Below are 14696 nucleotides of genomic sequence, written 5' to 3' on the forward strand. Positions count from 1 at the left end.
TTTACTCCTCTCGACCTTCCCACAAATCACGATGTAAAGCTTCCTGCAACAGCCGAATTTGCCGTTGATTAAAGCTGTATAACTCGGTCAAAAAGTGGGCTAGTGGAAACTTGTCTTCTTTTTTGGCTAATTTGATTGCGCGGGTGATAAACATATTTTGCGTATCCAAATCGGCTACCAGATTGGCTTGCAATGTGGTGGTCGGTTGATACTTGGTTTCTCCCAATTCCTGCAACATAGTATAACGAGTGAATTCCTCTGTGGTGGTGGGAATCACTTCCCCTTCATCTAACATCAATTCAGCTAATTCGTCAAACAACTGGGCTTCTTTAAGGGCTAATGCACGAAAGTCAGCTTTAGCAGTCTGACCTTGCCCATAAAAAGCCGCTTGTTTTAGTTTCGTCTGTTGAATTGCCAAGTTAGCCAGTACATGGCCAGTCATCGCCCCAGCAGTTGGGGTATGGTGATCGATTTCACTTTGCGCAATTTCAGCTTGATATTTTTCATTAGGGGTCATTTAAATTTCCTCCTGTACTTTGACAGATTGTACTTGATAACCGAGGCGCTCTACCAAATCAGCCAACTGTTCAGCTTGTACCGCGGTGGAATCAAATTCAGCTTTGACTTTCCCGGCGTTGAAAAGGACCTTCGCAGTTTTGACACCGGCTTGTTGGTTTAAGGCCCCTTCGATTTTTTGTAAACATGATGGACAAGTTAGTTCATCTAATTTCATTACGACTTTGCTCATGATTTCTTCCTCCTCTTTGACTTTATTTTAGCGAGTCTTCACGCATAAGAACTTGATCTGTATCAATTTTTACAGGTTTTGTTTGAAATTTTAAGAGCCGCATGCCGTTTAAAATAACCACTAGAATACTAGCTTCATGAACGAACATGCCACTGGCCATATAGATATAGCCTGCTAAAAGACCAATCAATAGAAAGACCACCGTAGCGATGGCAATTGCGATATTTTGTCGTAAATTGCTCATAGTCTTCTTAGCCAAACGAAAAGCATGGACCAATTCACTGAAGCTGGAGCGCATCAAGACAACATCCGACGTTTCGATAGCCACATCGGTTCCACTACCCATAGCGATGCCAATATCTGCCAACGCTAAAGAGGGACTGTCATTGACGCCGTCACCAATAAAGGCAGTCTGACGGCCTTGTTTGCCCAGCTCAGCCACAATCGCCGCTTTTTCTTCCGGCAACAATTCTGCATAGACCTCGTCGATACCTAATTGACCAGCGATTGCTTCGGCAGTCTGGCGATTATCCCCCGTCAGCATGGCCATATGTTGAATGCCAGCTGCTCGTAAGGTCTGAAGATTTTCTTTAACATCAGGTCTGACTTGGTCAGCGATACCAAACAAATAGCGCACTTGTTCATCCCCCACTAAAACAGTAGAAACACCTTTCTGTTGAAGCTTCGTTAATAGTGGTCGCACCGCCGTTAAGGAAAGCCCTGCTTCCGTCAGCAATTTTTCATTGCCAATATAGACGGTTTTCCCTAACGCCTTAACCTGTAACCCTTGTCCCTTCAAGACGGTGGTTTCTTCAATCATCACTGGTTCTGTCGTAAGGTAGCTGCTGATAGCGCGCGCTAACGGATGGTCCGATTCACCTTCAGCGGCAGCGACAATGGCTAAAACAGTGGTATCAGCACTGATTACTTCTTGGGCTACGACTTCCGTTTGCCCCTTCGTTAAAGTCCCCGTCTTGTCGAATAGCAGGGTATCTACTTGACTAAAGGCGCTCATAACGTCGCCGCCTTTCATCAACACCCCATTTTTAGCCCCATTACCAATGCCAGCCACACTGGAAACCGGTGCCCCAATCACCAAGGCGCCGGGGCAACCTAGCACCAAAATAGTGATGGCCAGACGAATGTCACGACTGATCAAGCCTACCACCAAGGATAGTAATAAGACTGCTGGCGTGTAGTAACGGGCGAATTTGTCGATAAATTTTTCTGCCGGTGATTTGGTATCTTGGGCTTCTTCCACTAATTCGATAATTTTCCCAAAGGTGGTATCTTCCCCCACTCGCTCAGCTTCGATCCGTAACGTGCCATTTTCTAAATAAGTCCCTGCATAAACATGATCTTCAGTGGTTTTTTTAACCTCTTGCGACTCTCCGGTAACACTGGCTTCGTTCAAATAGCCACTGCCAGTCAAAATGACGCCATCCACCGGCACTTGTGCCCCCGTTTTGACTAACAACACATCGCCCACTGCCACCTCATCAATATCAATTTCCGTCACACCAGTTGCGGTTTCTTGCAGTGCCGTAGCTGGTGCCATTGCCGTTAGACTTTGGATGGAAGAACGGGTCTTTTCCAATGTTTTGCGCTCTAAGTAGCTGCCGAAGACAAATAGGAAGGTCACAATCGCCGACTCTTCAAATTCGCCAATCATAAAGGCACCCAGCACCGCAATACTAACTAAAAGTTCAATGCTGATAGTTTTAACCCGCAACGCTTGGTAGGCATGTAAGGCGATGGGTACAAAGCCAATAATCGACGCGGCTGCCAATAAAAGCAGGGCTGCTAGCTCTTGCGCGAATAAGTGACTAAGCCCCGCTAATAAAATCATGACGCCAGCTAGTACCATTAGTGGGTCCCGATAGGTTTGTAACATTCGTTGAAATTTCATTTTTACTCCCCCTTTGATGCTTTCAGTATAGAGGCCTTAGCCGGCGTTGAACTTGACCGACATCAAGAAAACAAAAAAAGAGCTGACTATGCGACATTTCATCGGCTAGTCAACTCGTTGCTAAAAATTCAGTTACTAATTGGCTGGAAAAGCCCTCTGCTGCTATCGCTTGCTGCGTAGTAGGACCAATCGCAAGCAAAGGCTGCGTGGTTACAAACGGTCTGATTCGTTGCCACGCTGAGGGACTTGTGAGGTAGATACCCGCTAGTGGCTGCTGTAAAAGCCGTGGCAATTGAGCCAAACTAGCCGGTGGCAAATAATTCTCATAAGCAATGACGCTGGTGACATTGGCTAAATGCGTCTCAATATAGTCATCTGCCAACTGGCTTTTAGGATAGAAAATACGGCCCGCTTGGGGAAACTGCTGCTGGAAATCGCGGACTAAAGCGGCTTTAGATTCTTGACCAACAAAACTAACCTGATAGCCAGCCGCTGCAACTGCCGCCGCAGTTTTAGGGCCAATTACCGCAATTTTAGGCGGCTCTGCTGGCTTGAACTGAGCCAGCGTGGCTTTAACCGGCGCTTGACTGGTAAATAGCAACCATTCACTAGTGGCTAATTGGGGAGCATTGGCCAAGTTTTCCCTTAAGATGCGAATACCCGTTAAAGGAAGTTCAATTGTGGGGTAACCAGCTGCTGCAAAACGAGCTTGATCAGGCGCGTTCAGCTCGCGGCCACGGGTCAATAAAATTGGTCTCATAATAACGCCGCCACCGCTTGTTTAACTAATAGTTCCGGCTCCGTTCCATTGAGCAATAGTTGCCGCCCCACAGCGTCACTACTGGCGGCTAAGTAGGCCGCAAATTGCCATTCCTGCCCCTGCCGCCGGAGATGTCCTCCCAGTGGAATATCACAATTGCCATTCATGGCGGCTAAAAATTGCCGCTCTGCCGTGGCCTGAATCCGCGTCTCTTCATGGTCAATTTGTTTTAGCAACTCCTGTAATTCGTGATCCTCACTACGACATTCCACGGCTAAAATTCCTTGTCCCACTGCGGGAATACAGTCCTCTACTGCTAGTGGATAAGCAAAAGGCAACTCTGCCAAGTAGCCCATGCGTTCTAATCCGGCGCAGGCTAACACAGTCCCGTCCATGGTAGCTTGCATTTTGGCTAAGCGCGTCTCAATAGCTCCCCGAATTGGTTCAAAGCGAAAATTAGGGCGCTGCAATTGCTTGATGCGACGCATGCTACTAGAGCCAATCACTAGTGGTCGCCCCTCTTGCCAGGCTTCCTTCAGTACTAAACAATCTCTTGCATCGGCCCGTGGTGGTGTCGCCGCTAAAATCAATCCTGGCGGTAAAATAGCGGGCATATCTTTTAAGCTATGAACCGCAAAATCAATTTGCTGACGCAGCAGGCGCTGTTCCACTTCTTTAACAAAGACGCCTTTACCGCCAATCGCTGTTAAAGAAGCTGTCTGCAGCCGGTCCCCTTTGGTGGAAATCCCCACGATTTCGACTTCTATATTAGGTGCTACCTGTTCTAAGGCCGCAATCACTAGCTGAGTTTGACGCATGGCTAAGGGACTTTTGCGTGTCCCTACTTTTAATTTTCGCATAAGACACCTCCTGCCTTCAGTATAGATTTTCGTTGCCTACTTGACCAGTCCAGACGCTTCGTAAGCAGCTTGGGCCTCCGCATCTAAAAACTGGATTGTGGTAAAGTGTTGTTCACTTAAGTAACGCTCACTAATGGTATCAAAGCGCTGATCACGCTCTGGTCCCACTTGGTGCCACCACAGGTCGATTCCTTGGCTCGTATAGTCATAGATTTCCGTTAATTTTGGCGGTCGTGTCGCCACCAATAACAGACGCTCGCCAAAACGAGGCTGCTGGGTAAACCAAGCAAAGCGTTCACTATTTCCGACTACCTTGCCAATCAAAATCAGTGCCGGATTTTTGATACCGGCCGTTGCCACCTGCTGTACAATCGTCTTTAACGGGCCCATCACTTTTTCTTGACGACCTAGCGTCCCCCAGCGAATCACCGCAATTGGGGTCGTTTCAGCAAAGTTTTGCGTTTTAAGCGTGGCAATAAAATCGGGCAAGGCCTCTAAACCCATATATAAAGCGATGGTTTGCGCTTGCGTGAGGGTCAGAAAGTCTTGTTTTTGATTTTTTTGAAAATGCCCCGTCATGAAAGTCACGCCTACTGCTGTGCCGCGCTCAGTTAAGGGAATGCCGTTATAAGCACCAGCCGCACTAGCGGCGGTGATTCCCGGAACAATGGTAAACGCAAGGTCCGCTGCCGTTACCGCCGTCAGCTCTTCTGTCAAACGGCCTAAGATTCCCGGGTCGCCCCCCTTCAAGCGCACCACTTGCTGATATTTTTGTCCTGTCGCTACTAAAAGCGAATTGATCTCACTTTGCGTCATAGAGGACTGATAGGGCGTCTTGCCTACGTAAATAAACTGACAGTTACTAGGACAATGAAACAGCAGCAAAGGATGAACGAGGCGATCATAAATGACCGCCTCGGCTTGTGCTAATATTCGTTGTCCTTTAATCGTCAGTAGTTCGGGATCCCCCGACCCGGCACCAACGAAATGAATCATAAGTCAATCCCTTCAATAATGACCACGCCGTCTTGGATGGAAACCGGGTAAACTTTGACTTGTCCTTCATCTGGTTCTTGGATTTGACCATCTAATAGCGAAATCTTGTAATCCCGCATTGGTTCATACACATAGTGACCAGAAACTGTTCCCTCCAAAATGGGACCATTTGTCAGGGGACAATAGTCTTCTAAGGCCGCAATCTCACCATTGCTCATTTGAAAAACGGCGATTTTCTGACCATTAACCACCACTGAGCGCCCTACTTTAGGCATTAATTTCGTTACTTCTGTCAATACAATCGCACTCATGCTTTTTCACCTGCTCCCACTAATTCTCGATAATCGATGGAATACATTTTTTCTCGCAAATCACGATCTGCGGTAATTTGATGCCACGGATCTTGGCGTTTAGCCGCTGTTGCCTCTTCCAAAGTTGCTACTAAGGCTTGACGTTTCGCCTCATCTAGCAAGACTGCTTTAACAGATTCAAACCCTAGTCGCTCTAGCCAAGGCGCGGTTCGTTCTCCGTAGATGCCTGTTTCCCGGTAATACTGCATCATGGCGCCACATAATTCAATCACTTCAGCTTCGGTTTCCACAGTCGTCAATAATTCTGCCTCTTTGACTTCAGTCCCACCGTTACCGCCGATATAAACTTGGAAGCCATTTTCGACACCAATCACACCAAAGTCCTTCACTGCCGATTCTACACAGCTACGAGGACATGCGGAAACACCGACCTTGAATTTGTGCGGTGTATCGATATATTCGAAGCGCTCTTCCAACTTAATACCTAAGCCCATGGAATCTTGGGTCCCAAAGCGGCAGAAGTTCTTCCCAACACATGTTTTGACGGAGCGGAAGGCTTTCGCATAAGCTTGTGCCGCTACCATGTCCAACTCTTCCCAAATTGCTGGCAAGTCTTGTTTGCGGACGCCATACAGGCCGATGCGTTGTGAGCCGGTGATTTTCACCAAAGGTACATTGTATTTTTCAGCGACTTGAGCAATCTTCAATAATTGCTGCGGCGAAGTTTTTCCACCTCGCATCCGCGGAATCACTGAGAAGGTACCATCCTTTTGAACGTTAGCATGCATCCGCTCATTGACATAACGGGATTCCCGTTCATCTTGGTGCTCATGGGGCCAAGCCACTCCCAGATAGAAGTTGATGGCTGGGCGACACTTGTTACAGCCTTCCGGATTGGTAAAGGCTAGTGTTTCATAAACAGCTGCGGTGGTCGTTAGATGTTTGGCATAGATTTGGGTCATGATTTGATCACGATTCAAATCGGTACAACCACAAATCCCTGTTGCGGCTGTCACGACACCACCTAATTCATGTTCTAGTAAGCTCTGAACTTGACCTTTACATTTCCCGCAAGAAGTCCCGGCTTTCGTAACTTTTCCTACTTCGGCTACACTGGTCAGACCTTTTTCCCGGATGGCTTGTAAAATATTGCCTTTCGTTACCCCGTTACAGCCACAAACCGTTTCATCATCCGCCCAAGTAACCACATCATCGCCGGCGTCACTACCATCGGCGGTCGTCAAGACGGCAATGGATTGCAGATCCGTGATTTCTTGCCCTTTTTTCATCATATTGTAGTAACGGCTACCATCTTCGGTTTCACCGTATAACACAATACCTTCAATTTTGTTATCTTTAACGAAGACTTTTTTATAGGTTTTGTTGATACTATCAAAGGCTTCGATACTTTCTAAGCCTTCGGTATTTAAAATATTCCCCGCAGAATAAAGGTCACAACCGGATACCTTCAAAGAAGTAAAGGTCTTAGAGCCTTGATAAGGCTTGATTTCTGCTTGCTCTGTCAATAAATCTGCCAAAACCTTGCCTTGTTCAAATAAGGGTGCCACTAACCCATAAACGATGCCCTGATGCTCCACACATTCCCCAACAGCGTAGACATCCGGTAAGTTGGTTGCCATCATGTCATTAACCACGATACCGCGGTTGACTTCAACGCCAATCTCACGAGCCAATTCAACAGCTGGGCGAATACCAATAGACATAACCACTAAATCAGTTGCGATTTCCGAACCATCTTTAAAGCGTAAGCCGGTCACCCGTTCTTCGCCTAAAATTTCCGAAGTGGCATGTTCCATCAAGAAGTTTAGCCCTTGCGCTTCCAAATCAGCTTGTAGTAGCTTGCCGGCTTTTTCATCTAGCTGGGTTTCCATTAACCATTTTGCCAAATGAACTACCGTTACGTCCATTCCTTGGTCCTGCAACCCCTTGGCAGCTTCAAGACCTAAAAGTCCCCCACCAATTACCACTGCTTTTTTATATTTGATTGAAGCATCTAGCATTTGCGCGGTGTCTTCAATGGTTCGAAACGCCAGAACGCCTGGCAAGTCGGCCCCTGGAATCGACAAAATGAAGGGATGTGAGCCGGTGGCAAACAATAATTTGTCATAGTTTACGCTGATACCAGCTTTCGTGGTTACCACTTTTTGTGCATGATCAATAGCTGTGACGGGATCATGATTGATTAAACGAATCTGATTTTCTTCGTACCAACTATAGGGATTAGTGATGATTTCATCCACGATCATTTTGTTCTGCAAAACATTAGATAACATGATCCGATTATAGTTGGGATATTCCTCTTTTCCAATGATGGTAATGTCATAACGCGCAGGATCGCGTTCTAAAATTTCTTCCACTGTGCGGACGCCGGCCATGCCGTTTCCGATAACGACTAAACGCTCTTTCATGTGTGTGCCCCTTCCATGGCTATTGTTATTAATTTCACAATACAATAAAAAATAACCTATGGATATTAGGGAAAAGCCTAATCTCTATTTTTTTGTATGGCCCTTCACGAGATCTACCACCGATAAAACAACGCATATCGGTATGAAAGTTGCAACAAGCATACAAAAAAAGATATGCTTCACAAAATAAGCATACCTTAAAATAACGATTCATTTTCTTTAAGCCACACTTGCAGCGCTTGTCTGAGTGCTTTGGCTTTGCTGGGATCTTTCCCTAAAGTGGAGATGGCCAACAAGAAATCTGGTTCCCGCAGTATCCCCATATTAAAAAAGTCGCTATGGGCTTGTTGCGTGGTATCATTCAGCCATTGCTCTGGCAATTTTGCTTGAAGGACTTGCTTTTGGACCTCCTGATCTGCGGTACACAAAAAAACCAATTGGATACCCCTAAGATCTTTCACCTGAAAAGGCCGTGCCTGCCAGCGAATCAAGCCAGCTGCCGCCCACTCTTGGATCAAAGGACTAGCGGTGGGCGCCACCACCACAGGCTGACCACCAGCTGTAATGAGCTCGCGAACTTTACGAGTCGCAATTGTGCCGGCCCCAATCACTAGGATTGCGCGTTCTTTCAGCGATAAAAGAATTGGATACATCAAATCTCCTCCAATCGTTCTAGTAAAGCCGCGGTTAAAAAAGCGGAGTCCTCCAAAGTTGGTAGAAATACAATTGTTGGGTCCTGCGCTAACAGTTGTGTTTTGATTTTCTCTACCAGGTAGCCATTAGTCAGAAACAAGGGTAGGACGACCGGTGAGTTGAGGCGGGCCAGTTGCGTCAAATAAAAGGGTTCGCCTAAATAATTTCCGCTGACAACAGGCTTGGTACTCACAACCTCTTCAGCCAAGCGGGCCAATTGCTGCCTAGGTTCAAGATAGTGCGTCGTGCCATGCCCCACCAGTAAAATAGCGCGTTCCGGCCATTTCGTTTGCGCCTGCTTTACTTGCGCCTGGACAAAGTCCTCCACGGCTTTCGTGGTACTTAAGACGTCTAACATACGCCAGTTATGGGTTGGTAAAATTTGTTGCAGTCGTTGCGGTAAATCCTCCCGATAATGGGTAGCCGCAAATAGTAATACCGGCAAAATCACAATTTCATCTAGATCGCTAAAATTGCTCACTTCCTGCTCCAGCGAATGTGCTTCGCCTTCCAGATAAGCGATGGCTTGCCGTTCCGGTCTAGTAGCCATTACCGCTTTGATTAAAGCCACATTATGCTGCACAGTTCCCGTGGTGCGACCATGTAAAACATATAAGATGCCTGTTTTTTTCATGGGACGCCTCCTTAAAAATCGATCAAATGATGTTTCAGACTGTATTGTAACAAACTGGCGTAACTGTCGACTTTCAGCTTCTTGCGAATATTGGCTTTATGGACTTCCACGGTTTTAACTGAAATAAAGAGCCGCTCCGCAATATCACGGTTATTATAGCCCAAGGCCACTAACGGTAAAATCTCCTTTTCCCGTTTAGAGAGGGAGTCATACAAAGGATCAATCTCCGCATGATCCAGTGCTTCTAAGGATTCCTCCGTATACCCAGAAAAGTATTGACCACCTGCGTAAACTGTCCGAATGGCTTTCAGCAGCTCATCATCGTCAGCATGCTTCAATAAATAGCCATCTGCCCCAGCATTTAAGGCTTCTTTGACATAGTTTTCTTCGTCATGCATCGTTAAAATGAGCACTTTGACCTTAGGTAATACTTCTTTGATGCGCCGCGTCGTTTGTAGACCATTCTCGCCAGGGGGCATACTGATGCCCATCAAAACGAGGTCCACCGGCAGCTGTTCTAATTTCATGAAAACTTCGTGTCCGTCGGCAGCGTCCCCCACTACTTCCATATCAGGCTGGGCATTCAGTAGAAAACTCAGGGCGTTCCGCACTAGCGCGTGATCATCTGCTATGAATAATTTCATATTACTTCTCCTTCCTGATAAGGGACTGTAATCGTCAAATGAGTACCCTTTTCCAGCTGTGTTGCAATTGCAAAGGTCCCGCCAATGGCATGAGCGCGCTCTTCCATATTACGTAAGCCTAGGCTTGGTTGCTGATCGATGATAAAGCCGCGGCCTTGATCCGTAAAACTGATCAATAACTGCTGCGTTTGGAAAAACAAGGTCAAACGCGCATCGTTAACTCCCGAATACTTAATGGCATTACTGGCGGCCTCTTGAACGATTCGATACACTGCAACTTCCGCATCTTTGGACAAAGGATGAATAGCACCTTGCCGCTCAAAGGCAATCACAAAGCCCGTTTGTTCCCGGACTTGCTCTACCAACTGTTCCAACGCCGGAATCAAACCTAAATCATCCAGAATCGTAGGCCGCAGTTCCTTTGCGATTTGCTTGATTTCAGCTAACACTTCGCTAAAATGACGGTCAATGCTTTTAAAATGTTCATTTTGTTGCTCCGGCGCCGTCCAGCGAAGGTTACGGGTCTCCAGCATCAAACTGTAAATAGACTGCGCGATGCCATCATGCAAATCTTGAGCAATCTTTTTCCGCTCTTTTTCCCGCGCCTCATTCATATAATCAATCATAACCCGGTCCAGTAAACGATGGCCGTCTTGATAACCGTGAATCTCCAACAAAGTGTCTGACCCCACTGGTGTCAAATAAGCAGTAAAGCGGCTCATATCGCCATTGCGTTTCTCCAAGAATAGCGGGAAGGCGCTCCCTTCCTGTAACGCGGTTATTTTCTCGGCCTGGGCTGCTTTTAGGACCGCCTTTATCGAGAAAAGATACTGGGTTTCAAACTGTTGGGCTGCTGGATTGGCGAAAGTTCCCGTGGTTTGTAACAGCCATACCGGACTTTGCAGTTTCGTCAGTAACGTAGTATCAAGCATGTTCTGCCTCCCACAAAGCTGACAGCTCCTTGGCCCAGACCAGCCCTTGTTGGATTTCAGCTGTCGTAAAGTGATAGCTGGTACGCATCCCAATCAGAAAAATGGCCACCACTTCTTCGGCCACAATCACTGGAATTCCTAGAGCCGCATCTAAGGATTCTAAACGGGCAATGGGATATTCAATCAATTTTTCCCGGTCTTGAAAAATATCTTCATCCAATTGGTAACGGGCTGTGCGCCATACCATGCCGGCGATTCCGCGGCCGACTTGCAGCCGAATCCCTTGATAGGCACTGGATTGATTGCCGGCGACATATTGCCAACGAATCACTTTCGGAGCAGCGGCCGGGGCGATATTGGTAGCGACTCCTAAAAAATCATATGTAGTTGCTGCAAGGTGCTGATCCAGCCAGCTTTGTATTTGTGACATTATTCACTACTCCAATTCCCTAATTTTTCCCAACGCGCTTGCTTCTCTTGTAAAAACCCTCTAAGATGAGGGCATCATCTCCCTGGAGGTTTCCGCATTGAATCAGCGCTTATCTATGCAAACCCTCGTGTTGATCATCACCACGACGGTCTTTTCATTTTCAAGTATGACAACAGCTTTCTTTATGATGGGGACCAAGTCTCTCCTGTGGTTCCTCATTAGCAGTTGCTGCTATTTTATCCCGTATACTTTGATTGTGTCTAGCTATACCCGCACTTACGCAAAACAGGCGGGCGGAATCTATGACTGGCTAAAAGATTCCTTATCTCCTAAAGCAGCCTTTATTACCGCCTTTCTTTGGTATTGCAGCTATTTCACCTGGATCGTCAGCTTGTTTATGAAGCTATTGATTCCTTTATCAATTTTATTTTTTGGACAAGATATCACCCAGCAAGCCACCTGGTTTGGCCTGCCTACCAATATTTGGATTGCGGTTCTCGCCATCACGGCGGTCTTTAGCTTGACCTATTTGATTAGTCGCGGCTTTCAAACCGTCCTGCGCTTTTTACTTCGCAGTGGGATTGTCATGCTGGGCCTTTTACTACTTTCAACTCTGGCAAATGCTATCCTTATTGTACAACAGCCGGCCTCCTTTTTGCGTAATCTGCAACAAAGTTTTCAAGCACCTACTTTTTTTGCCGGAACAGGCGATTCCTTACTTTCGCAGTTGCCGTTTTTTATTTTTGCCATCACAGCCTTTGGCGGGCTAGACACCGTAGCTAGCCTGGCCGATAAAACTGGCGGCGACAAGCGTCGGTTTCCCCGGGCCTTGATTATTAGCGCTGGGGCCATTGTTTTACTGTATTTTGCCGGTATCATTCTTTGGAGTGGCGCCAATGATTTAACTTCTCTTAGACAAACGGATCAACTACATCTAGGTAATTTAATGTACGGCTTAATGGGCAGTCTGGCCCAGTCGTTAGCTACTAGCCTGCACTTATCAACGAATAGCAGCCAACTGCTTTACCAAATTTTCATTCGCTATACGGCTTTAACCTTGGTGATTTCTTATTTGGGACTTTTGTCCTCGATCACCTATGCCCCTTTAAAAAGTTTGATTCAAGGCACACCAAAAGCTATCTGGCCCACTCGTTGGACTCGGCTAAATTCCCAACAGATGCCAGCCGCTGCTTTATGGGTCCAAGCGGCCGCCATCGCCATTGGCATTTTGATTCTTTCCCTAAATAATCCATTAATGAGTCACTTATTTAATCAATTAACCTATATGACCAATATCGCCCGGGCATTGCCTTACTTTGTGGTTGCCTTTAGCTATCCTTTCTTTATGAAAAAAAGTCGCCATTACTATCAAGCATGTTGCCTCAGTTTAGCAGTTTGCTCCTCGATTTTAGTCGCGGTGGGCTTCCAACTATATGAACCCATGATGGCAGGTAATTATACGCAAAGCCTCTGGCTAGTAGCCGGCCCACTCCTTTTCGGGTTAGCAGGACATCACTTGTATCGCCATTTTGAACAGCCAGTGCTGCGAAAGAACAGCTAATCACCATAACAAGCCTCACCATAAACTTACTAAGACAATGCTTGCCCAGTCAGCCACGGCATTGTCTTATTTTGCATCAAAAAAACAGTCTTCGCGATTTCACGAAGACTGTTGTTGTTGCTTATTCCTATTGTGCGTTATTACGAATTACAAATCCTTTGTCAGAACCTTTACGGTTATTTTTCTTGTAACCGTTAGAGTTGCGGCCCTTGCCACGAGGATTGTCTTTTTGATAACGACCACTGCCACCGCCGTTACCACCGCGACCGCCGCCACGTTTATTATTGTCACGGCCTTTATAACCGCCACCTTTACCACCACTGCGTTTTGTTTGTGGTAATGGACGTTCAGGCGTGATTTTCACTGGTACTGCATCTGCTGGATCTTTAGAGATCGTCTTCAACAATAATGCTGTCAAATCAGCGGCGCTGTATTGTTCCAACAACTCTTCAGCTGATTTCAGATAACGTTCTAAGCCGTTTTCTGCCATTTTATCCGTGATTTCTTCCATTGCTTGGCCTAGTTGTCCTTTAAAGGCTTCTTTTTCACTAGGTGGACGCAAAGGTGTCATCCGTTTTTTGGTTAGGTTTTCGATCACATGTAAGTAGCCCATTTCATTCGGCGTAACAAAAGTTACGGACATCCCGCCTTTACCAGCCCGACCTGTACGGCCGATACGGTGAACATAACTTTCAGGATCTTGAGGAATATCGTAGTTGTACACGTGAGTGACGCCTGAGATATCTAAGCCCCGAGCAGCTACGTCTGTTGCCACTAAAATGTCTAGGTTACCATTCTTGAATGAACGCAAAACGCTCATCCGTTTTTGTTGAGACAAGTCGCCGTGGATACCTTCTGCGCGGTAACCGCGAGCTTCCAAACCACGAGCTAATTCGTCTACCCGACGTTTTGTCCGACCAAAAACGATAGTCAATTCTGGTGTTTGCACGTCTAACAAGCGGGTCATGATATCAAATTTTTCGTAATCTTTCGCCCGTACATAGAATTGGTCGATCAAGTCAGCCGTCATTTCTTTGGCTTTGATGCGCACATGTTCAGGCTCTTTCATAAATTTCACACCAATGCGTTTGATAGCATCTGGCATAGTAGCGGAGAATAGTAACGTCTGTCTTTCAGTCGGTACTTCATGAATGATTTTTTCGATATCTTCTAAAAAGCCCATGTTCAACATTTCGTCGGCTTCATCTAAAACCAATGTTTCCACAGTTCCTAATTTTAAAGTACGGCGGTTAATATGGTCTAATAGACGACCTGGTGTCCCTACAACGATATGTGGACGGTCTTTCAAGCCACGGATTTGACGGCCGATGTCGGCACCACCGTAAACAGCTTGGACCCGAATCTTTTTATCACGACCTAAGCGGTATAATTCTTCTTGTGTTTGAATCGCCAATTCCCGTGTTGGGGCAATGACTAATCCTTGTAAAACAGCTTCCGTTGCGTCGATTTTTTGAAGCATTGGCAAACCAAAGGCTGCTGTTTTACCAGTTCCTGTTTGGGCCTGTCCAATCACGTCTTTGCCTGCTAAAGCCAAAGGGATTGTTGCTTCCTGAATTGGGGTTGCTTCCTCAAAACCTGAGCGTTCGATTGCTGATAATAATTCTGGTTGTAAACCAAGTTCTTTAAATTTCAAATGTTATCCTCCTAAGTATTCTTTTCCATTTCCTGATTGGAAACGAGCTGCCCGAGAGCACTCGTCCGCTACGAATACTCCTGAAAAATAAGCAACACATCATATTAACATATTTTCTTGAAAATATCAATCTTT

The 14696-nt window shown here is 46.3% G+C and carries 15 protein-coding genes; 1 reads left to right on the forward strand and 14 read right to left on the reverse strand.

The genetic code is table 11. The annotated features are described in order from the left end of the window. Position 1 precedes the first annotated feature (1 nt). From ECA01S_RS07190 to ECA01S_RS07250, 13 genes are all read right to left on the reverse strand, one after another. Positions 2–517 carry a ferritin family protein gene (locus ECA01S_RS07190; protein ID WP_067393279.1) on the reverse strand — a complete coding sequence of 172 codons (516 nt, stop codon included), beginning with the start codon at positions 515–517 and terminating at the stop codon, positions 2–4. Then, complete coding sequence (locus ECA01S_RS07195) at positions 518–748, reverse strand: heavy-metal-associated domain-containing protein (protein WP_067393281.1); 231 nt, start codon at positions 746–748, stop codon at positions 518–520. Between the two features lie 22 nt (positions 749–770). Further along, positions 771–2657: a heavy metal translocating P-type ATPase gene (locus ECA01S_RS07200; RefSeq protein WP_067393284.1), complete on the reverse strand. Its 1887-nt coding sequence runs from the start codon at positions 2655–2657 to the stop codon at positions 771–773. A gap of 109 nt (positions 2658–2766) precedes the next feature. After that, the gene (locus ECA01S_RS07205; RefSeq protein ID WP_067393287.1) at positions 2767–3417 is read right to left on the reverse strand and encodes a uroporphyrinogen-III synthase; all 651 of its coding nucleotides are present in this window, start codon (positions 3415–3417) and stop codon (positions 2767–2769) included. Continuing rightward, complete coding sequence (gene hemC / locus ECA01S_RS07210) at positions 3414–4277, reverse strand: hydroxymethylbilane synthase (RefSeq protein WP_067393289.1); 864 nt, start codon at positions 4275–4277, stop codon at positions 3414–3416. Before hemC ends, ECA01S_RS07205 begins: the two co-directional genes overlap by 4 nt. 36 nt (positions 4278–4313) lie before the next feature. Beyond that, positions 4314–5273, reverse strand: coding sequence for a uroporphyrinogen-III C-methyltransferase (gene cobA / locus ECA01S_RS07215; protein WP_067393291.1), 960 nt, complete (start codon positions 5271–5273; stop codon positions 4314–4316). After that, positions 5270–5584, reverse strand: a complete 315-nt coding sequence (locus tag ECA01S_RS07220) for a nitrite reductase (NAD(P)H) small subunit (RefSeq protein WP_067393293.1) — start codon at positions 5582–5584, stop codon at positions 5270–5272. Before ECA01S_RS07220 ends, cobA begins: the two co-directional genes overlap by 4 nt. Beyond that, complete coding sequence (nirB, locus tag ECA01S_RS07225) at positions 5581–8013, reverse strand: nitrite reductase large subunit NirB (RefSeq protein WP_067393295.1); 2433 nt, start codon at positions 8011–8013, stop codon at positions 5581–5583. Before nirB ends, ECA01S_RS07220 begins: the two co-directional genes overlap by 4 nt. A 197-nt stretch (positions 8014–8210) precedes the next feature. Next, positions 8211–8666 carry a precorrin-2 dehydrogenase/sirohydrochlorin ferrochelatase family protein gene (locus tag ECA01S_RS07230; protein WP_067393297.1) on the reverse strand — a complete coding sequence of 152 codons (456 nt, stop codon included), beginning with the start codon at positions 8664–8666 and terminating at the stop codon, positions 8211–8213. Next, positions 8666–9340: a sirohydrochlorin chelatase gene (locus ECA01S_RS07235; RefSeq protein WP_067393300.1), complete on the reverse strand. Its 675-nt coding sequence runs from the start codon at positions 9338–9340 to the stop codon at positions 8666–8668. The genes ECA01S_RS07230 and ECA01S_RS07235 overlap by 1 nt, the downstream gene beginning before the upstream one ends. 11 nt (positions 9341–9351) lie before the next feature. Further along, entirely contained in the window at positions 9352–9984 is a 633-nt protein-coding gene (locus ECA01S_RS07240) for a response regulator (protein ID WP_067393303.1), read from the reverse strand. Next, positions 9981–10916, reverse strand: a complete 936-nt coding sequence (locus ECA01S_RS07245) for a sensor histidine kinase (protein ID WP_067393306.1) — start codon at positions 10914–10916, stop codon at positions 9981–9983. Before ECA01S_RS07245 ends, ECA01S_RS07240 begins: the two co-directional genes overlap by 4 nt. Then, positions 10909–11346, reverse strand: coding sequence for a GAF domain-containing protein (locus ECA01S_RS07250; RefSeq protein WP_067393309.1), 438 nt, complete (start codon positions 11344–11346; stop codon positions 10909–10911). The genes ECA01S_RS07245 and ECA01S_RS07250 overlap by 8 nt, the downstream gene beginning before the upstream one ends. A 97-nt stretch (positions 11347–11443) precedes the next feature. Here ECA01S_RS07250 and ECA01S_RS07255 point away from each other — a divergent pair, with 97 nt between their 5' ends. Continuing rightward, positions 11444–12907, forward strand: a complete 1464-nt coding sequence (locus tag ECA01S_RS07255; RefSeq protein WP_067393311.1) for an amino acid permease — start codon at positions 11444–11446, stop codon at positions 12905–12907. A gap of 127 nt (positions 12908–13034) precedes the next feature. Here the strand turns inward: ECA01S_RS07255 and cshA are convergent, their stop codons facing one another. Further along, positions 13035–14561, reverse strand: a complete 1527-nt coding sequence (cshA, locus tag ECA01S_RS07260; protein ID WP_067393314.1) for a degradosome RNA helicase CshA — start codon at positions 14559–14561, stop codon at positions 13035–13037. Positions 14562–14696 lie beyond the last annotated feature (135 nt).

Source organism: Enterococcus canis NBRC 100695, from assembly GCF_001544375.1.
Lineage (GTDB): Bacteria > Bacillota > Bacilli > Lactobacillales > Enterococcaceae > Enterococcus_H > Enterococcus_H canis.

Bases quoted from the DNA above. Each gene is read 5' to 3' on its own strand.
- ECA01S_RS07190 (WP_067393279.1), bottom strand. From the start codon at position 517: ATGACCCCTAATGAAAAATATCAAGCTGAAATTGCGCAAAGTGAAATC.
- ECA01S_RS07195 (WP_067393281.1), bottom strand. From the start codon at position 748: ATGAGCAAAGTCGTAATGAAATTAGATGAACTAACTTGTCCATCATGT.
- ECA01S_RS07200 (WP_067393284.1), bottom strand. From the start codon at position 2,657: ATGAAATTTCAACGAATGTTACAAACCTATCGGGACCCACTAATGGTA.
- ECA01S_RS07205 (WP_067393287.1), bottom strand. From the start codon at position 3,417: ATGAGACCAATTTTATTGACCCGTGGCCGCGAGCTGAACGCGCCTGAT.
- hemC (WP_067393289.1), bottom strand. From the start codon at position 4,277: ATGCGAAAATTAAAAGTAGGGACACGCAAAAGTCCCTTAGCCATGCGT.
- cobA (WP_067393291.1), bottom strand. From the start codon at position 5,273: ATGATTCATTTCGTTGGTGCCGGGTCGGGGGATCCCGAACTACTGACG.
- ECA01S_RS07220 (WP_067393293.1), bottom strand. From the start codon at position 5,584: ATGAGTGCGATTGTATTGACAGAAGTAACGAAATTAATGCCTAAAGTA.
- nirB (WP_067393295.1), bottom strand. From the start codon at position 8,013: ATGAAAGAGCGTTTAGTCGTTATCGGAAACGGCATGGCCGGCGTCCGC.
- ECA01S_RS07230 (WP_067393297.1), bottom strand. From the start codon at position 8,666: ATGTATCCAATTCTTTTATCGCTGAAAGAACGCGCAATCCTAGTGATT.
- ECA01S_RS07235 (WP_067393300.1), bottom strand. From the start codon at position 9,340: ATGAAAAAAACAGGCATCTTATATGTTTTACATGGTCGCACCACGGGA.
- ECA01S_RS07240 (WP_067393303.1), bottom strand. From the start codon at position 9,984: ATGAAATTATTCATAGCAGATGATCACGCGCTAGTGCGGAACGCCCTG.
- ECA01S_RS07245 (WP_067393306.1), bottom strand. From the start codon at position 10,916: ATGCTTGATACTACGTTACTGACGAAACTGCAAAGTCCGGTATGGCTG.
- ECA01S_RS07250 (WP_067393309.1), bottom strand. From the start codon at position 11,346: ATGTCACAAATACAAAGCTGGCTGGATCAGCACCTTGCAGCAACTACA.